The following is a 24,578-nucleotide window of genomic DNA, read 5'->3' as shown; positions in this document are numbered from 1 at the left end:
GGTGGATCGGGGCGGGCGGGGTGGTCGGGAGCAGGGACGGCACGGTGCGAGGGAGCCGCGACGGGGCGCGGGTCCGTCAGGACGAGCCCCGGCCGAAGTAACGGGCGTGCTCGGCCGCGATGGCTTCCCAGTCTCCCCCCTCCGGGAAGCGGATCACGTCCCAGCGGGCCAGGAAGAGCCGGTCCTCGGCCTCCTCGTCCCGGGCCGGGTCGTCCTCGCCCCCGACGAAGACGGCGAGCCTGACCCCGGGCATCCGGTAGACGAAGTCGGGGCGGGCGTCCGCCTCCGGGACAGCGACCGCCGCCTCGTCGGGGAGCCGCAGACCGCGGTCCCTGAGCCAGTCCAGGAACTGCTTCTCGACCGGGGTCAGGGCACCGCCCGGACCGCTGCCGGGCTCGGCGGCCGGTGCGGGAGCGACGGGGCCGGTAGCCGAGGCGGCGGCGGTCGTGAGCCTGAGGTGCTGCTCCGTGGTGTTCTCCCCGCGCTTCTCTCTCGTCGCCACGGCGGAGGCGAGCCGCACCAGCAGGTCGGCCACGTCGTGGCGGTTGATCGCGCCGTGGTGCAGCTGGTTGCCGTAGGTGAGCAGGCAGTCGTAGCAGCCTCGCGCGCAGGGACGCTCGGAGCCCGGCCCCGCCTCGTCCACACCGTGCTCGTCGAAGTGGCAGAGGGCCAGAGCCTGCCGGGCGGCCTCCGCGAGGGCGCCCGGTTCGGCCTGGAGGCGGCGCAGGACACCGGCGCCGCCCTCCGCCGCCTCGGTGAACAGCAGCCGGTCGCGCGAGCCGTCGGCAGGCGGGAGCAGTTCGCTGGTCAGCTCGGAGTCCTCCAGCTCGAAGGCGGTCTCGATACCGCGCTCCAGCGCGTACATGAGGGTCAGGGCCACCGGCTCCGGCAGCGGCCGGTCCAGGGTGAGGACCAGGATGTTGCGGCGGTCCTCGACGAACGGGATGACCCTTTTCTTACGGCGCTTCTCCTTGCCGTCCGCGTCGACGACGGGCATCTCGCTGGAGTCGCCCGACGCGTCGGACGCGTCGCGCTCGTTCAGCCACCGTCCGTCGGCCGGGTCGAGCCAGTAGCCGGGCGGCTCGTTGTCCTTGGCGCGGAGCCTGCCGACGTTGGTGATGCGGACCGTGGCGGAATCGCCGTAGGTGAGCGTGGCGAGTCCGCCGTCGGCGTCCGCGAGGGTCGCGTCCTGGCGCCCCGTGCGCGAGCCGTGCCGGCGGAAGCGGTACGACGTCTCCAGCCGGTAGCCGGCCCGGCGGCGCTCCTCCTCGTCGGAGGAGATGCGCTCGCGGCGCTGGGTGAAGACGGTGTGCAGGTGGAGGAGGCCGTAGGTCGGCGCGCCCAGCGGCTTCTCGCACATCTCGCAGGTGTCCCGGCGCTGCTCGGGGTCGTCCAGGTAGCCGCAGTGGGCGCAGCGACGCGCCTCGCCGGTGGAGATGTCGCCGGTGGAGTCGGGCGGGAGCTGGATGCGGGTGACCTGGTAGCGGGCGCCCTCGTGGTAGATGAGCGCACCCGGGCCGAACTCGCGGATCGCGAGGAAGCGGGGGCGCTGGAGGTAGTCGCCGTCGCCGTGGCGGCCTCCGGGGCTGGGGATGTAGGCGGCCAGCGGAAGCCGGGGGAAGGAGTAGCCGGGCAGGAAACCCTCGGACGCCAGGTAGCGGTAGGGGTTGAAGTCGGAGAGGACGGAACGGTTGTCCGCGCTCTCGTTCTTGAGCAGGTTGAGCTGGGTCTCGGCCTGCGTACGGCGGCGGAAGGCGCGCCTGCGGTCGCCTTCGGTCAGGCTGTGGTCGAGAACCCTCCTGTTCTGCACGTACTGGTCGAGGAGGGCGGTGCGGTACAGCTCGCGCCAGCGGTCGAAGGCCCGGTCGAAGCTGCGCGGGGCCTTGGCCACGGCCTCCTCGATCCACCGCTCGTCCCACCAGGTCGTCTCGCCGAACCGGGGCAGCAGCGGGCCGAGGACGCGCCGCGCGGCGGCCACCGTACGGGCCTGGGCGCCGGGGTCGTGGGAGGCGGCACGGATGTCGTCGAGGAGGGCGAGTGCGGGGGCGGGGGTGCCGGAGGTCTCGTCGTGCGCGATGTCCAGGACCTGTGGGATGGCCCGGCCCAGGACGAGACCGGCCTCGGCGAGCCAGATGGCCTGGAGGTGCGAACGGACCAGGTCCTCGTTGGCCAGGTCCAGGCGCGGCGGGGCGACGGCTCCGGCGACCATCCGGTGCGAGCGGCGGAAGTAGTACTGGTCGTGGCTGTTGCCGGTGGCGCAGTACGTGGTGACGAGGGCAGGCTGCCCGCTCCGCCCGGCCCGGCCGCTGCGCTGGGCGTAGTTGGCCGGGGTGGGCGGGACGTTGCGCATCATGACGGCGTTGAGCGAGGAGATGTCGACGCCCAGCTCCATCGTCGGGGAGCAGTAGAGCAGCTTCAGGTCGGCCTTGCTGAAGTCCTCCTCCCGGCGCTGCCGGTCCACGGGGTCGACCTGCGCGGTGTGCTCCCGGGCGAGGAGCCCGGAGAGACCGTCGGCCGCCTCGCGGTAGAGCTGCCGGAAGAAGGTGTTGACGCGGGGGCCCTCACCACTGGCGTACGTACGCGTGAGCGGGTCGTGCGCGCCGGTCTCCCCGGTGCCGGCGCGCCAGATGATGGCGGCGGCGGTCACCCGGTAGCCCGTGGCGGTCGGCGAGGACCGGCGGAAGTGGCCGGCCTTCTGCGGGGCGAGGGACACCTCGGTCACGATTCCGGCGTCGCGGAGAACCTTGAGCAGGTCCGCGATGACCGTCTGGAGTCCGGCGTTGTCCAGGTCGTCACGGAACCCGCGGTGTGTACGCCGGAGGTACTTGCCGTACTTGCCGCGTGCCGAGAGGAACAGTCCCGCGCGGTCCATTCCGGGCCTGGAGGGCTGCGGGTAGGCGGTGGCGACCTTGGGGCTGTCGCTCTTGCCGAGCCGCCAGGGGTCGACGAGCCGCTCCTCGCTGGCGCTCTGGAGGGAGTCGAAGTCGTCGCGGAAGTACTGCACGTCGATGGCGAGCGACCGGCGCATCTCGTCGAGCAGCACCTTCATGATCTCGGTGCGCAGCGGGGCGTCCGCCTGGCGCAGCGCCGGGTGGGCCCGCTCCCAGCGGTCGTCCCGCTCGGCCAGCCACGGGAGGTCCGCGTAGTCGATCTCCAGGAGGCCGGTCTGCTCCAGGTTCGGCATGGTCACGCGCCAGCCGCGTTCCAGGTCGAGGTAGAGGCGGAAGGCGATCACCTCCCGCAGGGTCTTCGCGGCGGCTGCCGCCAGGCGCGGCGGCAGGTCGCTCTCCCCCGTGTACACGGCCGGGTGGAGGGCCAGCGCGTTGGCGACCCGCGTGGCCAGCTCCTCGTGCTGGATGCCGTCATTACCGGCGTCCAGCGCCGCCCGGTACAGCGCCCCGCGCAACTCGGTGACCTGGACGAAGTCGTTGAAGTGTCCGGCCTGGAGGGAGGCGTCCTGGCGGTTGTCGACGAACGTGAGGAGCTTGCGGGCCTCCTTGGGCAGGGCCGCCTCCGGCACGCTGTCGAGGGAGCGGACGACGGAGGCGGAGATCAGCGACGTCGCCGAGGAACGGCCCTCCTGGTCCAGGGTCGCCAGCTTCGCGAAGTCCTTGCCGCGGGTCTGCTCGTAGGAGATGGAGCACTGCGGGCAGAACAGGAAGGGCGCGGGGATGAAGGCGGCGTGCAGTTCGCCCCTGCCCTCGTTTCCGTACGGGTCGACGGTGACGGCTCGGGGCAGCCGGTCCCGGTAGGACTTCTTGACGACCTCCTGCCCCCGGTCGTCGATCTCCAGCCAGGACTCGGGCAGCCTGCGGTCCGCTATGGCCTCCTCCGAGGTCGGCGGCCAGGGCGAGGAGCCGGGGAAACGGTCGGTGTCGATGTAGAGATAGCCGTCACCCGCCCGCCCGCCGGTGGCGACGGCGTCGCGGCGCGGCTCGTAGCGGATCTCGCCGTCCTTCTCGGTACGCCACACGGTGAGGTAGTCCTGACCGCACTCGCGGCAGAAGGCGAGCGGCATCAGGGCGTGCCCGTCGGTGCCGGGTCGCACCCGCTGGTAGTCACGGGTGACATGCCGGTCGGCCTTGCTCTCCAGGGTGACGTAGACGGTGTCGCCCTTGGACAGGAACTGGTGCAGCCGGAAGGCGAACAGGGGGCGCTCGGTGACCGGGTGGTACGCCTGCGAGCCGGCCTCCAGGGTGTCCCGCAGGGCGGCCGCGCAGTCCTCCTCCGCGACACCGCTCAGCCGGTGGAGTTCGGTGGCCGCGTCCTCGATCCTCCGGGGCTTCTGCCGTACGAGCAGTCCGGTCGCCTCGTCGGCCGCGAGACCGAAGTACGTCTCGATCCAGCGGGCGAGGGGATCGGTGACGAGGTCCGCGTAGGCGCTGGGCGCGGTGCGGGCGAGCCGCTCGGCGGTCACCGTGGCCGGGGCCTCGCCCGTGGCCCGGACGAGCGTCTCACCGATGACGTGCTCGGGGTCGACCCCGGTGCCGAAGAGCTTGGAGGCCATGTCGGCCACCGCGGCCTTCTGCTGTTCCAGGCTGCCCTCGGTGGACATGGTGGCGGAGGTGCCGATGCACTGCACGTCCTCGGCGCGGCAGGCGTCGCGCACCCGGCGGATGAGGAGCGCCACGTCCGCGCCCTGGCGGCCGCGGTAGGTGTGCAGTTCGTCGAAGACGAGGAACTGCAGCCCCTCGGCCATGGCGACGAGGCTGTCCCGGTCGTCGGGCCGGGTGAGCATCAGCTCCAGCATCACGTAGTTGGTGAGCAGGATGTCCGGCGGGTTCTTGCGGATCTTCCGCCGGGTCTCGTCGTCCTCCTGGCCGGTGTAACGGGCGAAGGTGACGGGCTCGGCACCCTCGCCGTACCCGTGGCGCAGGTACTTCTCCAACTCCTTGAGCTGGCTGTTGGCGAGGGCGTTCATCGGGTAGACGATGATCGCCCGCACACGCTTGGGTGCGTCGGGGCCGGCTGCCTGCCGCTCCTTGAGCACCTGGTTGACGATCGGGACCATGTAGGCGAGGGACTTCCCCGACCCTGTTCCCGTGGTCAGTACGTAGGAGACGCCGGCCGCCGCCGCGTCGATCGCCGCGCGCTGGTGCCGGTGCAGGGTGAGCGGGCGGCCGTCGCACACGGTGGAGCCCTCGGACTTACCCGCCTGGAAGATCCTCGCGCACTCGTCGTGGAGGACCTGCTGGGCGGCCAGTTCGGCGACCGTGCCGGCGGCGGCGAAGAAGGGGTTGAGCGACAGCCAGGGGTTGGGCCACTGGGATTTGGCGTCGAGGTCCTTCTTGACGAAGTCCTTCACGCGCTCGTCGCGGATGACCGTGCCCGCCTCGGTGAACGAGCGGTAGTCGTCGATGAGCTTGGCGTGTACGCCGAAGACATCCATGGCGGAGCCGGACAGAGGGCGCTTCGCGATCTCCGGTACCGCTGGGTCGGCGAGCTGAAGCCCGGCCTCCGTGGCAGCCTGTCCGGTCGGCCGGAGCAGGCGCTTCACGGGGTCGAAGTCCTGCCACACGGGGAGGGAGGCTTCTTCCTTCACGTACGGCAGCAGGGCGTCCCGCACCGCGACGGCGTCGGCCGGGCGGTCAGCCGGATTCTTGGCGAGGAGGTGGTCCACGAGGCGGGCCAGCGCCTCCGGCACCTCCGGACGGACGGACCTCACCGGCGCGGGCGCCTGATTGCAGTGCTTGTCACGGAAGTCGAAGGGCGTGTTGCCGACGAAGGGCGGGACACCCAGAAGCATCTCGTGCAGCACGCAGCCGAGGGCGTACAGGTCGGCGGCACGGGTGACGAGACTGGCCTCGAACTGCTCCGGCGCCATATAGCGCGCCGTACCGATCGTCATGCCCGTGCTGGTCAGTTTGGTTCCGTCGGGATCGTCGACGATGCGCCCGATGCCGAAATCCAGAACCTTGACCACGCCACCACGGGTGAGCATGACGTTGCGGGGCTTGAGGTCGCGATGGACCACGTCGGCGGCGTGAGCGGCGGCCAGGGCCGCCGCCATCTGCACCCCCAGGGCAGCGGCCCAGGAGACCGGGAGCTGCCCCTCGTCATCGATCAGGACGTCGAGGGTGTGACCATCCAGGAACTCCATGGCAAGGAACGGAAGATCGTCGTTGGTCTCGTCCACCCCGCCGTCGATGGTGCGGGGCAGGTTCGCATGGTTCAGCAGGTGCATGATGTGCACTTCGCGCGCGAACCTCTCCACCGCGTGCGGGTCGGCCTGGGTCTGCACGAGCGCACCCGAACGACGGCGGCGGATGAGCTTGACGGCGACGGTGCGCGCGGGAGAGTCCTCGGCCTCGCGCAGGTCCTCGGCCCGGTGCACCTCGCCCATGTTCCCGGAGTCCAGGGGGCCCAGCAGGCGAAACCGCCCCGCGATCATCCCGGCGTCCTCGCTCATCCCGCTGCCTCCCCGTACGGCCCCGCGAGAGGGCCTGTTGCTTCCCCGTGTGGCGGGGGCGTCCATCGTGACAGACGGCACCCCAGGGGGAAACGTACACGGCGCGAGGCGTAAACGCAAAACTTAAATGCGTTGACATCGTCAACACACTATTGATAGTGTGCCCGTCGGGCGCTTGAGGTGCCGGCGTGCCCCGGTCGGGAACGGCCCCATGCATGTCGCCCCGGGCCGACGAAGGCGCCGGGTACGACGGGCACGCAGATCATCGCAGCCGAAATGGAGACAGAACATGGGCGATCTGGCCAACACCGTGGCGAAACTCGAAGAAGAAGCGGCGGAAAGCCGCGAACTGCGAAGCATCGTGGAACGGCTCGACACGGAGATCTCCTTCCGCACGGAGACCGTCCAGGAGGTCGGCGGGGAACTTCTCGAACTCCACGGCTCTCTCGACGACCAGATCGCCGAACACGACTACATGGCCGTCGAACAATCCGCCGCGTCCGTTCGGGGACTCGTGGACGTGGAGACCGTTCTTCCCGCGATCGACGCCGTTCTCCTTCTCACCGCCCTGCGGGACGACGGGGCCATTCCGGATCTCACCCTGCCCCTCGCGTCCTTCGCCGACAACTCCTGGGACCACCCTCGACTCACGCAGGGCGACCTGGACCGCGTCTTCGAAGCCGCGCTGGTCCGAGCCGAGGAGCAGTGGCAGGAGATCTGGGGCGATCACGTCTGGGACGACGAGAACGAGCGGGACACGCACAGGGAGCAGCACCGGGCCGAGGCCGAGCTGGAGGCCGTCAAGGAGCGGGCGGCACGAGCCGGAGCCCACCTCATGGCTCTCGTCGACCACATCGGCGACACCCTCTGGCCCGAGGTCGTGGAGGCGGTGGAGCTCGGCGATCGTGACCGTGCCGTCCGGGCGCTGGCCGCCGCGAACTCCGCCGGGCGGGAGACCGAAGCCGCGTACAAGTTGTACGAGGTCAACCTGTCGATCCAGTTCGAGAAGGCGCCGGGGTCGATGGGCGCCATGGGCGAGTTCCTGAGCGACGCCCAGGATTGGTTGCTGTCGCAGTAGCCCGGGTGACGGCGCCGGCCCCTGGGGACGACGGGGCGGGCGTCAGTTCCTCCCGCAACCGGCTCGCCCGCCACGACGGCGTGCACGCACGCCGCCACGGGCACGCGGCTGCCCCATCGCCGCTGCCTACCAGCTCGGAGCGAACCACGAACCACGCCCTGACCCGAGCACTGCATCAGCGGCCCCGCGACCAGTTCCAGCCACCCCACACCGCCTGTCAGCCCCTCCACGTAACCTCGCGAACATGGAGGACTCCATGCCCGGCACACCGCCGGAACTCGGCGACGCGCCCTCGGCCCCCGACGCCGACGAGACGCGCCGCCGCCTTGACGCGTACGCGTACCTCAGCGCGCCGGAGCGGCTGGAGTACCTCGCGATCATGCGGGTCTTCTGCGGCACCCTCCTGGCCGATCTGGCCGTCCCGGACGTGATGGCGAAGCTGAGCGAGGGCGGCGGGCCCGCCTCGGGGCTCGACGCCGACCCCCTCACCGCGCGGCTGGAACAGCTGGTGAAGTGGGGGAACCTGCTGCGGGGCAGCCACACGGTGAAGGCGTCCAGCATCACGGAGTACCAGCGTTCGCGGGCCCGCTACCAGCTGTCGCGGCTGGGCGAGCGGGTCCAGCGGGACGCCGACGGGGTGCTGACCGAGGCCGACGCCGCCCGCGAGGTGAGCAACGAACTGCTGGCTCTGGTCGAGCGGGGGCTGCGGGAGCTGGCCGAGCTGGTCGCAGAGCCGGGCGGCATCGCCCCGCAGGACGGGCTGGAGCGGATCAGCACGCTGTTCGTACAGTTCACCGGGTTCGCGGACTCCGTCCGGGACTTCTACGCCTATCTCGGCCAGGTGCTCGCCCGGTACGACCTGGACGGCGGCGAGTACCAGGGCTTCAAGGAACTCCTCCTGGACTACGTCGAGGCGATCACGGAGGACGTGTCCTTCCGCGCCCCCCGCATCTCGGCAGCCCTGGACTCACTCTGGCCCCACCTCTCGGGCCTGCTGGCGCAGCTGGACGCTCACGCCCAGGGTCTCGCCGGGCTGCCGACACGGAGCGAGAGCCGTACGGAGACCCGTGTACAGCGCAGCCGAGGCCGCGAGTTCGCGGACTGGGAGGGGCTGCGGGGCTGGTTCAGGGACACCGACGGGCAGGGCAGCCAGGTCGACCAGCTGCGCGACGCCACTCTGCGGGCGCTTCAGTCGCTGCTGGCCAACGCCAAGCGGATGCTGCGCTCGGCCACCGGCGAGATGTCACGGCGCCGGGACCTGCTGCGGCTGGCCCGGTGGTTCGACGAGGCCGCGCCGCAGGACGCGCACGACATCGCCGTCGCCGCCTTCGGACTGTACGGCGCCCGCCACCTGGGCATACCGCCCGCCTCCGACGAGGTGGTGCCCGCATACACCAGCTGGTGGACCGGCCCGGTGGTCGAGGTGCCGGTCGCACTGCGCGAGCGGGGCAGCCGCGCCCAGCGGGGCCGGACAGCATCGGTGGAGGACCATTCCGCGCAGAAGGCACGACTGCGGGAGGCGGCGCGTCTGCGGGCCGCCGAGAGAAGCGCCGCCGCGGACGAGCTGTGCAGCGCGTCCGGCCGTTTCGACGGCGTACGGCTGACGTCGGCGGCGCTCAGCCTGCTCCTGGAGCTGCTGGCCACGGCGCTCGGGAACGCCCAGCTCAGGCAGCGGACCGCGGAGGCCGGGCAGGAGGAGCGGGGCTTCGGGCTGGACGCGGCGTGGAGCGAGGACGTCGATCTGGGCATCCGGCTCACGGTGCACCGAACGGCGGGAGCGCGCACGCTTCTGCGCTCGGCCGACGGGGATCTGCTGCTGGACGACCTGGAGCCGGCGGTCCACAGGACGGCCGGCTCGGCGGAAGGAGCGGAGCCGACCGGCAGCGAGGCGCTTCCCACGCGGTCGCACGACGCGTCCGTCGGCGACAGCGAGAGATGAGCGCGCCATGACACTTCCCTCCGCCCACGACGCGGCTCTGGCCACCGAACGCCGCACCGCGGCACGGCTGTTGCTCACCCACCCACTGGTCACATCGGACGGCCCGCACGCCGACCTCTTCCCCCTGGTCCGCAGGCACGCCGATTGGCTGGGCGGCCGGTTCCAGCAAGTGCTCGGCTACCGCCTCCTGGTCGACAGCTCCTACGCCCGGCTGTTCAAGGCCGGGCTCGGAGCCCGGTCGGGGCACCGGCTCGTACGATCCACCGGCACGCCCTTCACCCCGCACACCTACGCGTGTCTGGCTCTGGCCCTGTCAGTGCTGGTCACCGCGCCGGAGCAGGTACTGCTGTCGCAGCTCGTCGCCGACATCCGGGCCGCGGCGGCCGACGCGGACATCGAGCTGGAGGAGACCGGACGGGCGGCCGGGAAGCGGACGCTGGTCGCGGCGCTGCGGCAGCTGGTCGAGTGGGGCGTCCTGATCGAGACCCACGGCCACGTGGGCGTCATCGCCCAGGAGGCCGACGGGGAGGCGCTGATCACGGTCGACCGGGAGCTCGCCCGTGTCATCGTGGCCGGACCGCTCGCCCAGTCGCGGGACGGCGCCGACCTGGTCAGGCGGGCGGCGGACCCGGGGTTCGGAGGGCCGCGCACCTATGTGCGCCGAATGCTCGTCGAGACCCCTGTCGTCCACCTCGACGAACTGACCGACACCGAACGTGACTGGCTCCGCACCCGCCAGCGCCGGGAGGCCCAGGCGTTCCTCGAACTCCTGGGCCTGGAGACGGAGATCCGGGCCGAGGGAGTGGCCCTGGTCGACCCCGAGGAGGAGCTGACCGATCTCCACCTGCCGGGGACGGGGACTGTCGCCCAGGCGGCGTTGCTCCTGGTGGAGAGGCTGGTGCAGCGGCTCCGCCCATCTGAACCCGGACATCCCGCGACCGGGGGTGCCCTCGTCGTCGGGGTCGCTGTTCCGGACGGTGTGGTGGATGAGCTGCTGGCCGAGCTGATCACCGAGTACGGACAGCGCGGCAACTGGCAGCGCGGTTACCTGGAAGACCCCGACGCCCTGCGCGAAGCCGTGCTGGACCTGCTCTCCCGCATGCGCTTGATCGCCCCGGCCGGCCCGCTGCGATCCGGGGGAGCGGGGCTGCCGGAGGAGTACGCCGACGAGCTGCCGGAGGGACGCCAGGTCACCGACGTCCGGGCGGCCCGCCCCAGCGGCGGCGAGGGCTGGGTCCTGCTCGCCCCAGCGGCCCGTTACGCCACCCAGGTCACCGTGCCGACGACGGGCGGACGGAACAAATCCACCGACGCACAGCAGGAGTTGCCACTATGACCGCCGATGCTCGTGGTCTCGTCCCCCTTCCACGTTCAGGTCACACGCAGGCGGCGCGTACGCGCTTCCGGCTGCACCGGGCGGGCATCCAGAACGTCTGGCAGTACGACGAGCAGGAGTTCGCCTTCGGCGACGGGCGGCTGCTGCTGCGCGGCAAGAACGGGGCGGGCAAGTCCAAGGCCCTGGAGATGCTGCTCCCGTACCTCTTGGACGGCGACTCCCGGGCCCTCGACGCCACCGGCACCGGGCGGACGACGCTCGCCTGGCTGATGCTGGACGGCTTCGAGCAGACCAACCGCCTCGGTTATCTGTGGGTGGAATTCCGAGGTACCGACGAGGCAGGCGACCACCGCTGTCTGACAGTCGGCGCCGCGATCCGCGCCTCGAAGTCAGCGCAGAAGGCGGTGCCGACCTTCTTCATCACCCCGCTGCGCGTCGGCGAGGACCTGCACCTCGTCGAGGCGGGCAAACCCCTTGCCGTCGACCGGCTCAAGGAGATCGTCGGCTCCGGCAACACGACGGACCGACCGGTCGAACACCGGGCCCGCGTGGCCCGGGACCTCTTCGGGATCACGGACGCGACGCGCTACCGCAACCTCACCCAGCTCCTGCACCGGCTGCGGCGGCCCACGGTCGGGGACCGCATCGAGCACGGCGGTCTCGCCGTCCTGCTGGGCGAGACCCTGCCCGGACTCGACGAGGACGTGGTCGAGAAGGTGGCGCGCAACCTCCACGATCTTGACACCGTGCGGGCCGAACTGGGCCGCCTGGAACGCACCGACGCGGCCTTGCGCACCTTCCTCTCCGACTACCGCCACTACCTCGCCGGAGTCCTGCGCACCGCGGCGCGGGACGTGAGCCAGGAACTGGATACGCTCGCCGAGCGCCGCCGGAACGCCGGGGACGCCGCCCAGCAGACGAGCGTCCTGAGGGAACGTGAGAAGGAATCGGAGGAGGGGCTGAAGACACTCCGCGAGGAGGAAAAGGCCGCCCGGACGGAACTCGCCGCTCTGCACGACAGCCACGCCTACCGCAGCCTGCGCGAGCTGTCGGAGCGCCGCAGCACGGTGGAAGCCCTGCACACTGCGGCCATGACCGCATTCGCCGCGTTGCGCGGCGCGCACGAGGCGGAGGAGAGCGCGGCCGAACGGCTGGACGAGGGCGGCCAGGAGTTGGGCGCCCGGCTCACCGAACTGGCCACGGAGCACCGGGAGCTACTGGTCCAGGCGGAGCGGGCGGTACTTCCCGCCGCACATCTCGGCGAGGCGGTCGCTCTGCTGCACACCGTGCGTTCCCCGTCGGCACGGACGGAGCTGACCGGCCCGGACGGGGAATCGCCGACCGTACGGCACCGACCTGTGGTGCGGGTGGACCTGGCGACGACGGAGGCCGGACTGCGGTCCTGGCAGCAGCAACTGGGGGCCGCCGAGACCGTCGTACGGAACCGGCAGCGGACCGTCCAGGACTTGACCCGTCTCTTCGCGCGGGCCGTCGAAGCGCGAGGCGGCGCGGTGCGGGCCGACGAGGTGCGGGAACGGCTGGAGGGCGAGGCGGAGGAGGCCGCTGACCGCCTCGAAGCCAGCCGTCAGAAGGTCGCCGAGGAGAGCCGGGAGTACGCTGACGAGGTCGCCGCGTGGGTGCGCGAGACGCGGGCCGCAACGGGGCCCGAGTGCCCGCCGCTGGACACCGTCCTCTCCGAAGTGGCCTGCGCGGCCGACTCCGACGCGGCGTTCTCCTCCCGCACGCTCCCGGCCGGCATCGACACCGTCGCGCGGCAGACGGCACATCTGGTTCTTGAGCCGTACGCGGACGCCCTCACCCGGCATCGCGACACCCTCGCGGTCGGCGTCGGCCGACTCGGTGAGGAGATGGACCGCCTGGCGGAGGAGAGGCGGGCTTGGGAACGCCGTACGGACCCGGAGCCTCCGGCCCCGTACCACCGAAGCGCGGTGCGAAACCCTGCCAACGGGGCACCGTTCTACCGGTTGGTAAACTTCGCCGAGCACCTGAACTCCGCCGAACGGGCCGGTCTGGAGGCGGCGTTGGAGGCGAGTGGCCTTCTCGACGCGTGGGTCAGCACGGGCGGCGCCCTTCTCGACCCGCTCTCCGGCGACACCCTTCTCGACCCGGCTCCGGCCCACGACCCGCTGCCGGTGGCACAGAGCCTCGCCTCGGCGCTGCGACCGGTCACGCAGCCGGACAGTGGCATCACATCCGACCAGGTGGAGCACTTGCTGTCAGCCATCGCGCTCGCACCGGCCGCAGGGACGGCGGCCGCGAGTACGGTCCACTTCGACGGTAGCTGGCGGCTGGGAGCCCTCCGAGGGCAGCACCACAAGAGCGCCGCCGAGTACGTGGGCGCAGCGGTGCGGGCCGAGACCCGACGGAGGGCGCTGGCCGAGCTGGAAGACCGGCTCGGGTGGGTGGAAGGACAGTTGGCCGAAGCCCGTACCGAGCTCGCCGCAGCCGATTCCCGGCGACGGGCCCTCGCGCAAGCGGAACGCGACTTCCCGCGGGCGCAGCGGCTCTCCGACGCCTGGAACACCTATGCCTCGGAGGAGAGGGCGGCACGAGCGCTGTCCGCCAAGGCGGCCGAGGCGGCACGCCAGGCGGAGGAGGCCCGTGCCCTGGCCGTTTCGACGCGCTCCGAGGCGGACGCCACCGCGACCGCCCATGGCCTGCCCACCGACATCGTCGCACTGGACCGTGTGCGCACCGCCCTGGCCTCGCTGTTCACTGGCGTCGGCCACCTGCGCAGGGCGGTCAACGGTACGGTCGCGCGGCTCAGCGGAAGCCAGGCGGACGACCGGCGGTACGCGGCGGCCCGCGAGAAGCGGACGGAGGCGGAAGAGGGCTACCGGCTCCGCCACCGGCAACTACTAGCCGCGCAGCAGGATCTGCGAATCCGGGAGGCCGCTCTCGGATCGTCCGAGGAAGAGATCCTCGCCGACGAACAGGCGGCCAAGGACCGTATCGCGAACGCCGTGAGGGCCATCCCGGCGAGAGAGCGCGACCACAACGGATTGCGCGACCGACGTGTGCGGGCGGAGGAGAAGGAGGAGCGCCTACGCGAGGAACTGGCAGACCAAGAAGCAGCCGTGATCGATACCGGCCGCGCACTGCGCGGTGCTCTCAGCCGTCCGGAAGTCGTCATCGGAGCGGGGTTGGATCGTACGTCCCTCCCCGATCAGGTACCGGACGACCCGGGCTCCAACGCGCGCGACCGCCTGCGCGCACTGCGAACGCTGGCGGAAGCGGTGGATCGGAGTCTCGGCCGTCACCGGGAAGAGGTGTCCGACAGCCTTCTCCTCAAACGGCACACAACACTGCGTGATCAACTGGCGGGCGGCTACGACGCGCAGCTCGACGAGCACGACGGCATCAAGGTGTGCCGCCTGCTCGACGACCACGGCTCGCATGACGTCGCGGTCGTGGGCGAGCGGATCGCCGTGGAAGCCGCCGAGGCGCGAGGACGGCTCACCGAACGCGAGAGCCACGTTTTCCAGCGCTTCCTGACCGGCGAGCTCGGCGACCACCTCTCCACTCAGGTCGTCACGGCGGCCAATCTGGTCGCGGCACTCAACGAGACGCTGAAGACCGTACGGACCTCGCACGGCCTCGGCGTGGAACTTCTCTGGAAACTGAACGATGACGCCGACACCGATGTGCGGGTGGCCGTCGAACTGCTGCGCAGCCCGTCGGGCCTCCGGACGCGCGAGCAGACCGAGCAGCTCCGCGACGTACTGCAGCGACGCATCGAGGACGCCCGCCGCGCCGAGCCGTCCGCCGGCTACACCGCCCACCTCCGCACCGCACTGGACTACCGCTCCTGGTTCACCTTCCACACGTTCGTCGTCGAGGACGCCGCCCCCGGGCGCAGAAGGAAGCTGACCGGCCGCACGGGCCTGAGCCAGGGCGAGCAGCGCGTGCTCTCCTACCTCGTGCTCTTCGCCGCCGCTGCCGCCCACTTCACCAGCCTCGCCGACTCAGCCCCGCACGCGCCCCGGCTGATCTTCCTGGACGACGCCTTCGCCAAGGTCGACGAACCCACACATGGGCGGCTGGGCCGCATCCTGGTCGATCTGGACCTCGACTTCGTCCTCACGAGCGAGCGGCTGATGGGCAATTGGGCCGAGGTCCCTTCCCTGCACATCTACGAGTGCCTGCGCGACCCGCACGTACGCGGAGTGGCCACGTTGCACTACACGTGGAACGGCCGCCACCGGCGGCTGGCGTCGGTATGAGCGCCCTCCCGCCCGCCACGCGCGACTGGCTGGCCGGTCCCGGCCTCGTCCAGCTCTGGAGCGCGGCACGCAAACGGCTGGAGAGCAACGGGGTGCGGTCCACCGGCTCCCTCCGGCTGACGGCGGTGAGTTCCCAGGAGCGGAACGACCTGTCGCTCCTGCTGGGCAAGCCCCTCACCGGTACGGCGGTGACGGTGAGGCTCGACGTGCTCGACGAACGCCTGCGGGCCTCGGCCGCGGGGCTCGGGCTCAGGCAGGTCCTGGAGGAACTCGGCCCCTCGCTCGTCGACCGCCGCGCGGCCCGCGAGCAGAAGGCGGCAGAGCGTCAGCGCGTCTGGGCCGCGCTCGCCTCGTCCCTCGACGCGTCGCCGCTGGCTGGGCTGGAGTGGGTTGAGGAGTGGTCGGATGTGCTGCGCCGCACAGGCGTCCCGAAAGGTGTGGCAACGGAAGTGGCCGTACGCACGCTTCAGCAGGCAGTCCAGGTGCTCGGCATGCTGCTCGACCCACGCCGTACGGGCACACGGGGCCGCGGCGAGCTGGCCGCTTCGGTTACAGGCTCGGCGCACGGGCTTGACGACGGCACCTGGCTCGCCCGTCTCGTCCACCGAGGTATCGCGCTGGCCCACGACACGGATCTTCCCGGTGACGCGGTCGGCCGACGGTCACTGTGGCGGCTGGTCGCGGTCACCCCGGACGAGGTCTCCAGCACAGTGCTGACGTACGGCCTCCGGCCCCTCGGCGAGGACTGGCACGCGAGGTCGCTGCGGGAGCGAGCCGATCACCATGCGGAGACCCACCTGACGTCCCGGGACCTGCGTGACGTGCGACTTCACCTGCCGGCCGGCTCCGTCGTCCACATCTGCGAGAACCCGCGTGTGGTGGAGGCCGCAGCGGACGCGGGCTGTTCGCAGGCCCTGGTCTGCACCTCCGGCAGCGCCGCGACGGTGGTCCTCACCCTTCTCGACGCCCTCGCCTCGGGCGGCTGCCGCTTCGCCTACCACGGCGACTTCGACTGGCCGGGCATCGCTCTGGCGAACCGGATCATGCGCCGTTACGGAGCCCGGCCTTGGCGCATGGGCGCTGACGACTATGAACACCTGGCCACGCGCAGCCAGGCCGAAGGAATCCCCCCACTGCCGCTGGTCGGTGAGCCCGTCAGCGCGGTGTGGGACGCCGGTCTCGCCCCTGCCATGGCAGCGCTCGGGGTGGTGCTCCATGAGGAGGCAACGCTTGACCTGCTGGTGAACGATCTGTGGGGTCCCCCGTAGGGAGACAAGGTGCCCGACCTAGCTCGGTCCCGCTCACTCGGTACCGGGCCTGATTCGTTGTGCGCCCGAGGAGCAAGGCGGGGTGCAGGTCCGCACACTCACACGCATTGAGTCACCTGGATCACATATCGGCGAAGGCGGCGGTGACCGCTTCGGCGGGCCTGCGCGACAAGCAGCAGTGGGCCTTCTGCCGTCGGGTCGTTCACGGCAGCCGCAGCCGTCGTGGCTGCCGTGTGGACGTAGCCCCCGGTTGGGCGTCCTGTACCGCTCCGCGCCCCGGATCTAAGGTGTTCCGTACGGATCGTGACTCAGGGGAGTGCTCTCATGGACCCGATCACAGCGGCGGCGCTCGCGGCACCTGCCTCAAGTGCGGGCGGCGAGGCAGGCCGTCAGAGCTGACAGGGGCTCACCGCGCTGGTGAGGCGTCCGTCCCGGCGCGGTACGGCACAGGTCCCGGAAGGGGGCGGAGCGGCCGTGGTCCGCTCGGGCGAGCCGGAGGCCGCCGCCCTGGCGGGCGATCCCGCCGACCCGCTGCACGCACAGGCGCTGGTGACGGCTCTGGGCGTACGGGCCGCCCTGGACGCGGAGTTTCGCGCACTCCTTGACGCGTGGTGGCGGGCCGCCCAGTCGGGCGCCGGCGGTGAGGCGCATAACAGCATCAGCGGGGGGACGCAGTCCGCCCCGGTGATCCAGGCCCGTGACGTCTCCGGCCTCAGCTTCCACCTGCCCCCGGACACCGACCGCTGACGGCCGGGGGCCGGGCACGATCGCGGGGTCTCGGCCACGATCGGGCCCTGCGCCGGAATTTCCGGGACCCGCGCCCCGTCGGCGGTCTACTGTCGAATCCGCCGCGCCGCCCACCGTGGGCAACTGAGGAGGAACCCTGTGTCATCGCCCTGCGACCCCCAGAACGCTCCGGCCGGCGATGTGGGGACGGCGATCATGATGATCGACTCCAGGCTCAGACGTGTCCATGCGGGCGAGGCCGCGAGCGACTCCGAACAGCAGGAGATGGTCGACCGGTTCGCCGAGTCACTGGGTCCGGAGGGGGCTCAGGATCTGCTGGACGGCGCGTGCACGCTCATCTTCATGTTCATGAAGTGGCTGCGGATGACCCACGAGCAGGTCGACAAGGACGTCATCGAGTACGTGGTGCCGACTCTGGTCGCCTCGATGCGCATGATGCCCAGGAGCTGCCCGCGCGAGGTCATTCCCACCATGGCCGGCCTCGTCATCGCCGCGGGCACCGGCCTGAGCCCCAATCTGTGGCGCCAGCAGTACGGGGACTGGACCGAAGCGGAGATGACTCCCCTTGAGGCCACCGCGTTCCTGCTCGCGGAACACATCAACCGGATCGCCGACGACCCCGACTTCGCCACCCGTCTGATCACCGAAGCGTTGTCCAGCGCGGACGCGGACTGAGCTGCCGCGGTCACGGGTTCGGTGAGGCCGGGGATGCGGGCTTGCTGAGGTGAGGTGCTGTGCGGCGCCGCGGCCGCTACTTCGGGTGGCGGTTGAAGGTCGATGTCGACCAGCGGTAGCCGAGGGCGGCGAGGGACCAGGCGATGGTGAGCCAGCCGTTGTTGCCGATCTCGGTGCCGAGGAGGAGCCCACGCAGGGTCTCGATCGCGGGGGTGAAGGGCAGGTACTCGGCGATGGGCCGGAACCAGGCGGGCACGGTGTCGACGGGGATGAAGGCGCTGGAGAGCAGGGGCAGCGGGATCATCGGCAGGGCCTTGTCGCTGGCGGCTTCGGCGTTCGGGCTGATGAGGCCCATGCCGACGGCGATCCAGGTGAGCGCGGTGGCGAAGAGGACGAGCAGGGCGAAGGCGGCGAGCCACTCCAGGGGGGCGGCGTCGGTGGAGCGGAAGCCGATCGCCACGGCCACGGCGCCGACGAGGACGACGCTCATGACTGCCTGCGGAACGCTGCCGACGACGTGTCCGACGAGTACGGAGCCGCGGTGGATGGCCATGGTGCGGAAGCCGGCGATGATGCCTTCGGTCATGTCGGTGGAGACGGACACGGCGGTTCCGACGACGGTGCTGCCGATGGTCATGAGCAGGATGCCGGGAACGATGTAGGCGATGTAGTCGGAGCGGTCCCCGCCGCCGCCACCGAGGCCGGCGCTCATCACGCCGCCGAAGATGTAGACGAAGAGCAGGAGCAGCATCTCGGGGTGAGGAGGAGGTTGAGGGTGAGGGAGGGATAGCGGCGGGCGTGCAGGAGGTTGCGGCGCAGCATGGTGGTGCAGTCGCGTGCGAGGGGCAGGGTGCTCACCGGGCTGTCTCCTTCAACTGGCCTGGGATCTCGTGGGCGTTGGCCGATGCGGTGAGGGCGAAGAACACGTCATCGAGGTCGGGGGTGGGGGCGGTCAGCTCGTCGGCCCGGATGTCGGCGGCGTCGAGGCGGTCCAGGATGGTGCGCAGTTCCTGCTGGCTGCCGTTGCTGAGGATCTGCAGGGAGAGCCCTTCGTCGTCGTGGGTGGCGTCGGGCAGGGTGGTCGCGGTGTGGCGGTAGGTGGCGGGGTCGGTGAAGCGGAGTCGGATGTGTCCGCCGGGGATGAGGCGTTTGAGTTCCTTGGCGGTGCCTTCGGCGGCGATCTTTCCGTCGTTGAGTACGGCGATACGGTCGGCGAGTTCGTCGGCCTCTTCGAGGTACTGGGTGGTGAGGAAGATGGTCACGCCGTCGGAGACGAGTTCCCGGATGATCTGCCACATGTTGTGGCGGCTGCGGGGGTCCAGGCCGGTGGTGGGTTCGTCGAGGAAGATGATCCTGGGGCCGCCCACCAGGGTCATCGCGATGTCGAGACGGCGCTTCATGCCCCCGGAGTAGGTGGAGGCGGGCTTCTTCGCGGCGTCGGTGAGGTCGAAGCGTTCCAGTAGTTCTGCGGTGGCGCGGCGGCCCTCGGTACGGGACAGGTGGTGCAGGTCGGCCATCAGCAGCATGTTCTCCTCGCCGGTGATCAGGCCGTCGACGGCGGAGAACTGGCCGGTGACGCCGATCGCCGCACGTACCGCCTGCCGCTCCGTGGCCAGGTCGTGGCCGCCGACCCGGATGGGGCCGGCGCCGGGGTCGGGCGGCACGAGCGTGGAGAGGATCTTCACGGCGGTGGTCTTTCCCGCACCGTTCGGGCCGAGCAGCGCCAAGACCGTGCCGGCCGGGACCGCCAGGTCGATCCCGTCGAAAACGGCCTTCTCCCCGCAGGTATTGCGCAGTCCGCTCGCCTCAACGGCCAGGTTCTTCATGACAGTTGCTCCTCAGAGGCTGCGGGCGACGATGTCGCCCTGGGTGGTGGTCGCGCGGATGTTCAGACCGGCGGCGGCGCCCCCGGTGTTCTTCAGCGCGTTCTCGATCCGGCCGTAGCCGGTGCCGACGTCCAGGGACGCGGAGACGCCGCGGGCGGCGCCGACCGACACGTCGCCGGACAGGGTGCGCAGGACCACCGTGCCGCGCACGGCCTCGACGATCCGCAGGTCGCCCTTCTGGGTGCTGATCTCCGCGGGGCCGCCCAGGTGGCCGACCGAGATGTCACCGGCGAGGAGGCTGATGTGTGCGCCGACGACCCGGTCGAGCTTGACCGAGCCCTGAGCGCTTTCGAAGGCGACGTCACCGAGCCGCCCGACGCCCCGGAACTCGGCGGCCGCCGCGTTCGCCTCGACGCGGGATTCGGCGGGCAGTTGGACGGTCGGCGCACGGCATACGAGTACGGGTACGCGGGTACGGGGCCGTCCCGTCAGGCGTCGGCTCCGCCGAAGCGCGCCCGGAAGGACTCCAGGTCCTCCTCGGAGATCTTCGCGAAGAGCACCGGCGGCACGGTGAACGGTGTACCGGCCGGGACGGCGTTCAGGGAAGCCGCCTGTTCGGCGGTCACCCAGTTCGCGGTGTCGCCCTCGACCACGAAGGCGCCGCGCATGGCGGCGGCCGCGGCCGGGATCAGCGGTTCGGAGACGATCGCGTAGAGGTGGATGAGGTTCATCGCCGTGCGCAGGGTCAGGGCCGCGCCCTCCGGGTCTGTCTTGATCTCCAGCCAGGGGGCCTTGCCCTCCAGGTAGGAGTTGCCCGCCGACCACAGGGCGCGCAGCGCGGCGGCGGCCTTGCGGTACTGGAGGGCGTCCATGTGTTCCTCGTACTCGGTGAGGAGGCGCGCGCACTCCTCACCGAGCCGCGCCTCCGCCTCTCCTGCCTGGCTTCCCGCCGGGACGTCGTCACCGAACCGCTTGCGGGAGAAGGACAGCACGCGGTTGACGAAGTTGCCGAGGGTGTCGGCGAGGTCCTTGTTGACGGTGGCGGCGAAGTGCTCCCAGGTGAAGGAGGAGTCGTCGGACTCGGGAGCGTTGGCGATCAGGAAGTAGCGCCAGTAGTCGGCCGGCAGGGTCTCCAGGGCGGCGTCGGTGAAGATGCCCCGTCGCTGGGAGGTGGAGAACTTGCCGCCGTAGTACGTCAGCCAGTTGAAGCCCTTGACGACGTCGACCTTCTTCCACGGCTCCCGCACGCCGAGTTCGGTGGCCGGGAACATCACCGTGTGGAACGGGACGTTGTCCTTGGCCATGAACTGCGTGTAGTGGACGGTGTCTTCGGCCTCGTACCACCATGACCTCCAGTCACGGTGCTCGCCTGACGGGGCGGCGTCCGACCACTCCTTCGTCGCACCGATGTACTCGATCGGGGCGTCGAACCAGACGTAGAAGACCTTGCCGTCGGCCGCCAGCTCCGGCCAGGTGTCGGCCGGGACGCGGACGCCCCAGTCCAGGTCACGGGTGATGGCGCGGTCGTGCAGGCCCTCGGTGAGCCACTTGCGGGCGATGGACGAGGACAGTTGCGGCCACTCGGCCTCGTGCGCGGCCACCCACGCCTCGACCTCGTGCTGAAGCTTCGACTGGAGCAGGAACAGGTGCGTGGTCTCGCGGACCTCCAGCTCCGTGGAACCGCTGATCGCCGAGCGCGGGCTCAGCAGGTCCGTCGGATCCAGTACGCGGGTGCAGTTCTCGCACTGGTCGCCGCGCGCCTTGTCGTATCCGCAGTGCGGGCAGGTTCCTTCGACGTACCGGTCGGGCAGGAAGCGGCCGTCGGCGGGCGAGTAGACCTGGCGGATCGCCCGCTCCTCGATGAAGCCGTTCTGCCGCAGCCGGCGTGCGAAGTGCTGTGTGATCTCGGCGTTCTGCGGTGAGGAGCTGCGGCCGAAATGGTCGAAGGCCAGCTGGAAGCCGTCGTAGACCGCCCTCTGCGCGTCGTGGGCCTGGGCGCAGAACTCCGCCACCGGCAGTCCGGCCGCCTTCGCCGCCAACTCGGCGGGCGTGCCGTGCTCGTCCGTCGCGCAGATGTACAGGACGTCATGGCCACGCTGGCGGAGGTACCGGGAGTACACATCCGCCGGAAGCATCGACCCGACCATGTTGCCCAGGTGCTTGATCCCGTTGATGTAGGGAAGCGCGCTGGTTACCAGGTGTCGAGCCATCCTTGGATGCTCCATTCCGTACGTACGGCGCCCGCGGCTGTGCCTCGGCGGGCCCCGGTCGGGGGTGCGGCCGGTGCCGGCCGCCCAGGTCATTCAACCGTGTCGCGCACGAGCCGGGCCGCGTAGACGGAGCCGGTGACGTAGAACGATGACGGCGGCCGAACCGTCCTGGTTCAGGGTGGTGCCACTGTCCCGGAGCGGCTTGCCGCCTTCTGTCCGAGCTGCTGGTCAGGCACTCGATCGGGTGGAAGTTTCAGTCCATACATGCGGTTCGGGGGAGGAACTCCCGGATCGGAAGCGATCATTCGGCCGTGATCTCAACAACCCGGACGGCACACCGTCCCAAGCCCCGCCTGCTGGCCGGGCTCGGCGCACTCGCCGCGCTGACCCTGCTCCCGTCGCTCCCGGCCACCGCCGCGGCCACGCCCACGAACGACGCGTCGCCACAGAGCGTCAGGCAGGCCCCGCCCCGTGCGGTGACCCCGGCCGAGCGCAGGACCGCCGCGTACCTCGGCTCGTTGCGGAACAGGCCCGCGCGGCTGAAGGCCTTCTTCGAGGACCTGCCCAAGGGCGGTGACCTCCACAACCACCTGTCCGGCGCGGCCACCACCGAGTTCCTGATCAAGCTCGCGATCGAGCAGGGCCTCTGCATCGACGCGACGATGACGGCTGTCGCACCGCCGTGCGGGACGGGCACGCGGCCCGCGTCGGACGCCCGGACGGACGCCGCGTTCCGGCAGCAGATCGTCAGGGCCTGGTCCATGCAGGACTTCCCGGCCGACCAGTCCGGGCACGACCACTTCTTCGACACGTTCGGCAAGTTCGGGCGGGCGACCTGGGACCGCGGCAAGCTCCTCGCCAATGTGGCCGACACCGTGGTCAAGCAGAACCAGTTCTACCTGGAGACCATGGTCACCCCGGCCTCCGACAGCGCCAAGCAGCTCGCCGACAAGGTGGGTTACGACGCCGACCTCGCCGCCTTCCACCGCAAGCTGCTGGCCGGAGGGCAGCTCGACCGGGTCGTCGACGACGCGGTCCAGGAGGCCGATGACGCCGACGTGCAGTTCCGGGCTGCCGCGCACTGCGACACCGCGCGCCCCGACCCGGGCTGCCGGCTGCCCGTCCGGTGGATCTCCCAGGTCTCCCGGGGCAGCTCCCCGGCGCGGGTGTTCACACAGATCGCGGTGGGCATGCGGCTGGCGGAGCGCGACCCGAGGTTCGTCGCGGTCAACCTCGTACAGCCCGAGGACGGGGAGAGCGCGCTGGCCGACTACCGGCTCCAGATGCGGATGCTGAAGTACCTGCGAGGCCAGTACCCCGGCGCCCACCTCACCCTGCACGCCGGTGAGCTGGCCCCCGGCCTGGTCAAGCCCGAGGACCTGACCTTCCACATCCGCGAGGCCGTGCTCGTCGCCGGTGCCGAGCGCATCGGGCACGGCGTGGACCTGGTCCACGAGAACAACTGGCGGCAGCTCGCCCGGACCATGGCTCAGCGCAAGGTCGCCGTCGAGGTGCCGTTCTCCAGCAACAAGCAGATCCTCGGCATCGCGGGCGACGACCACCCGTTCAACGCCTACCGCAGCTACGGCGTCCCCGTGATCCTGGCCACCGACGACCCGGGGGTCTCGCGGATCGACGTCAGCCACGAGTACCAGTACGCCGCCCGGACCTACGGACTCGGCTACACCGAGCTGAAGGACCTGGCCCGCGCCTCGCTGGAGTACGCGTTCCGCGACGGCCGCAGTCTGTGGGCCGACGGCTCCGCTCCCTCCGGCTACCGGCTGGTCCCGGCCTGCCGCGGCGACCGGCCCGGCGCCGGACGTCCGGGGCCGCGCTGCTCCCGCTACCTCGCCGCCAGCCCGAAGGCCGCGACGGAGTGGCGCCAGGAGGCTGCCTTCGCCACCTTCGAGCGCGACAACAGCGGACGCGGCTGAGGCGGTGTGACGGCTGCGGCGATGTGACGGCTGCGGCGGTGGCGGCGGTGTAGCGCCCGGTCGGTGCGGTGCGTCGGGCCCGGCCCGGTCGGTGCCGTGCGGCTCAGCCGTCGGAGGCCACGCGGTCCAGCCACTCCCTCAGCAGGTGCTGCTCCGCGCCACTGAGAACCGTCTGCTCCGGCAGCGCGGCGCGCAGGGCGCGGGCGGCACCGGCCGGACCCGCGTCCCGTACCGCCGGCTCCCGGTTGGTCACCGCGTCGACCATGGACTCCCGGAGCGTCGTCAACAGCGCGGGGTTGCGCCGGTCCTCCGGCAGGGACAGCCAGGTGAGCACCGCGCCCCGCGCCGTGGCGTGGATGAGCATCGCCGCGAGCTCCTCGTCGACCCGGAGCCAGCCCCCGGCGGCAAGCCGCCTGATCCGCCCCATGAGGATCTCCAGGCCCGCCCTGAAGGCCGCAGACGCGGGCCTCGTGGGATCGCTGTACATCAGCGTGAACAACGCCGGATTGGCGAGGCCGAACTCGACCGCCAGATCCCATCCGCCCCGCAGGTCCTCTATGAGGTCCGGCGGGTCGGGGTCCACGTGCTTGGTCGCGAGGAACGTGGCGAAGCCGTACTCGGCCACCGCGTCGAGCAGCCCGCCCTTGTCGCCGAACATGCGGTAGATCGCCGGTGGCTGAACGCCCGCCGCGACCGCGACGGCGCGGGTGGTGACGGCATCGCGCCCCTCGCGCGCCAGCAGACCGGCCGCCGCCTCGACGATCCGCTGCCTGGGCTGCCCATGCGCATGCGTATCGACGTCGCCGTCGCCGTCGACATCAGCGGCGGCGGCGATACCTCTGGCGGCGTCGGTGTCGGTGTCGGTGTCGCGTGAACGTGGTGCCATATATCGATGATACAGCCTGACTGGTT

Annotated in this window: 12 protein-coding genes and 2 pseudogenes; 8 read left to right on the top strand and 6 right to left on the bottom strand. The window is 71.1% G+C overall.

The features are described 5' to 3' along the window. Nucleotides 1-76: 76 nt before the first annotated feature. Entirely contained in the window at nt 77-6,409 is a 6,333-nt protein-coding gene (locus RLT59_RS20585; RefSeq protein WP_311304745.1) for a protein kinase domain-containing protein, read from the bottom strand. Between the two features lie 289 nt (nt 6,410-6,698). Between RLT59_RS20585 and RLT59_RS20580 the strand changes: the two genes are divergently transcribed. From RLT59_RS20580 to RLT59_RS20550, 7 genes are all read left to right on the top strand, one after another. Continuing rightward, a complete protein-coding gene (locus tag RLT59_RS20580) occupies nt 6,699-7,487 on the top strand; it encodes a hypothetical protein (RefSeq protein ID WP_311304744.1) in 789 nt (262 codons plus the stop codon). A 244-nt stretch (nt 7,488-7,731) separates the two neighbouring features. After that, complete coding sequence (locus RLT59_RS20575) at nt 7,732-9,426, top strand: TIGR02677 family protein (protein WP_311304743.1); 1,695 nt, start codon at nt 7,732-7,734, stop codon at nt 9,424-9,426. A 7-nt stretch (nt 9,427-9,433) separates the two neighbouring features. After that, entirely contained in the window at nt 9,434-10,762 is a 1,329-nt protein-coding gene (locus tag RLT59_RS20570) for a TIGR02678 family protein (RefSeq protein ID WP_311304742.1), read from the top strand. Next, a complete protein-coding gene (locus tag RLT59_RS20565; RefSeq protein WP_311304741.1) occupies nt 10,759-15,006 on the top strand; it encodes a TIGR02680 family protein in 4,248 nt (1,415 codons plus the stop codon). The genes RLT59_RS20570 and RLT59_RS20565 overlap by 4 nt, the downstream gene beginning before the upstream one ends. After that, on the top strand, nt 15,003-16,274 hold the full coding sequence (locus RLT59_RS20560) for a TIGR02679 family protein (protein ID WP_311304740.1): 1,272 nt from the start codon (nt 15,003-15,005) through the stop codon (nt 16,272-16,274). Before RLT59_RS20565 ends, RLT59_RS20560 begins: the two co-directional genes overlap by 4 nt. Nucleotides 16,275-16,691: 417 nt before the next feature. Beyond that, nucleotides 16,692-17,021, top strand: a complete 330-nt coding sequence (locus RLT59_RS20555) for a hypothetical protein (protein ID WP_311304739.1) — start codon at nt 16,692-16,694, stop codon at nt 17,019-17,021. A gap of 138 nt (nt 17,022-17,159) precedes the next feature. Further along, nucleotides 17,160-17,696, top strand: a complete 537-nt coding sequence (locus RLT59_RS20550) for a hypothetical protein (protein ID WP_311304738.1) — start codon at nt 17,160-17,162, stop codon at nt 17,694-17,696. A 76-nt stretch (nt 17,697-17,772) separates the two neighbouring features. Here RLT59_RS20550 and RLT59_RS20545 read toward each other — a convergent pair. The 4 genes and pseudogenes from RLT59_RS20545 to metG all read right to left on the bottom strand — a co-directional run bounded on the left by RLT59_RS20545 (nt 17,773) and on the right by metG (nt 21,732). Next, a pseudogene (locus RLT59_RS20545) lies at nt 17,773-18,554 on the bottom strand (ABC transporter permease). Then, nucleotides 18,551-19,522 carry an ATP-binding cassette domain-containing protein gene (locus RLT59_RS20540; RefSeq protein WP_311304737.1) on the bottom strand — a complete coding sequence of 324 codons (972 nt, stop codon included), beginning with the start codon at nt 19,520-19,522 and terminating at the stop codon, nt 18,551-18,553. Before RLT59_RS20540 ends, RLT59_RS20545 begins: the two are co-directional and overlap by 4 nt. A gap of 12 nt (nt 19,523-19,534) precedes the next feature. Beyond that, nucleotides 19,535-19,963: pseudogene (locus tag RLT59_RS20535) on the bottom strand (DUF4097 family beta strand repeat-containing protein); the annotation flags it as partial. Nucleotides 19,964-20,010: 47 nt separating this feature from the next. Then, the gene (gene metG / locus RLT59_RS20530; protein WP_311304736.1) at nt 20,011-21,732 is read right to left on the bottom strand and encodes a methionine--tRNA ligase; all 1,722 of its coding nucleotides are present in this window, start codon (nt 21,730-21,732) and stop codon (nt 20,011-20,013) included. A 311-nt stretch (nt 21,733-22,043) separates the two neighbouring features. Between metG and RLT59_RS20525 the strand changes: the two genes are divergently transcribed. Continuing rightward, a complete protein-coding gene (locus tag RLT59_RS20525; protein WP_311304735.1) occupies nt 22,044-23,666 on the top strand; it encodes an adenosine deaminase family protein in 1,623 nt (540 codons plus the stop codon). Between the two features lie 103 nt (nt 23,667-23,769). Here RLT59_RS20525 and RLT59_RS20520 read toward each other — a convergent pair whose 3' ends face one another. Next, on the bottom strand, nt 23,770-24,552 hold the full coding sequence (locus RLT59_RS20520; protein WP_311304734.1) for a TetR/AcrR family transcriptional regulator: 783 nt from the start codon (nt 24,550-24,552) through the stop codon (nt 23,770-23,772). Nucleotides 24,553-24,578 lie beyond the last annotated feature (26 nt).

Origin of the sequence: Streptomyces sp. ITFR-6, assembly GCF_031844725.1 — a bacterium.
In the GTDB taxonomy this organism is placed as follows: Bacteria; Actinomycetota; Actinomycetes; order Streptomycetales; family Streptomycetaceae; genus Streptomyces.
Note: the sequence above shows the minus strand (reverse complement) of the source record. Positions and strands in the feature narration are given on the sequence as shown.

Excerpts from the sequence above, each read along its gene's own strand:
- RLT59_RS20585 (WP_311304745.1), bottom strand. The coding sequence starts at position 6,409 with ATGAGCGAGGACGCCGGGATGATCGCGGGGCGGTTTCGCCTGCTGGGC.
- RLT59_RS20570 (WP_311304742.1), top strand. The coding sequence starts at position 9,434 with ATGACACTTCCCTCCGCCCACGACGCGGCTCTGGCCACCGAACGCCGC.
- RLT59_RS20580 (WP_311304744.1), top strand. The coding sequence starts at position 6,699 with ATGGGCGATCTGGCCAACACCGTGGCGAAACTCGAAGAAGAAGCGGCG.
- RLT59_RS20560 (WP_311304740.1), top strand. The coding sequence starts at position 15,003 with ATGAGCGCCCTCCCGCCCGCCACGCGCGACTGGCTGGCCGGTCCCGGC.
- RLT59_RS20520 (WP_311304734.1), bottom strand. The coding sequence starts at position 24,552 with ATGGCACCACGTTCACGCGACACCGACACCGACACCGACGCCGCCAGA.
- RLT59_RS20565 (WP_311304741.1), top strand. The coding sequence starts at position 10,759 with ATGACCGCCGATGCTCGTGGTCTCGTCCCCCTTCCACGTTCAGGTCAC.
- metG (WP_311304736.1), bottom strand. The coding sequence starts at position 21,732 with ATGGCTCGACACCTGGTAACCAGCGCGCTTCCCTACATCAACGGGATC.
- RLT59_RS20540 (WP_311304737.1), bottom strand. The coding sequence starts at position 19,522 with ATGAAGAACCTGGCCGTTGAGGCGAGCGGACTGCGCAATACCTGCGGG.
- RLT59_RS20575 (WP_311304743.1), top strand. The coding sequence starts at position 7,732 with ATGGAGGACTCCATGCCCGGCACACCGCCGGAACTCGGCGACGCGCCC.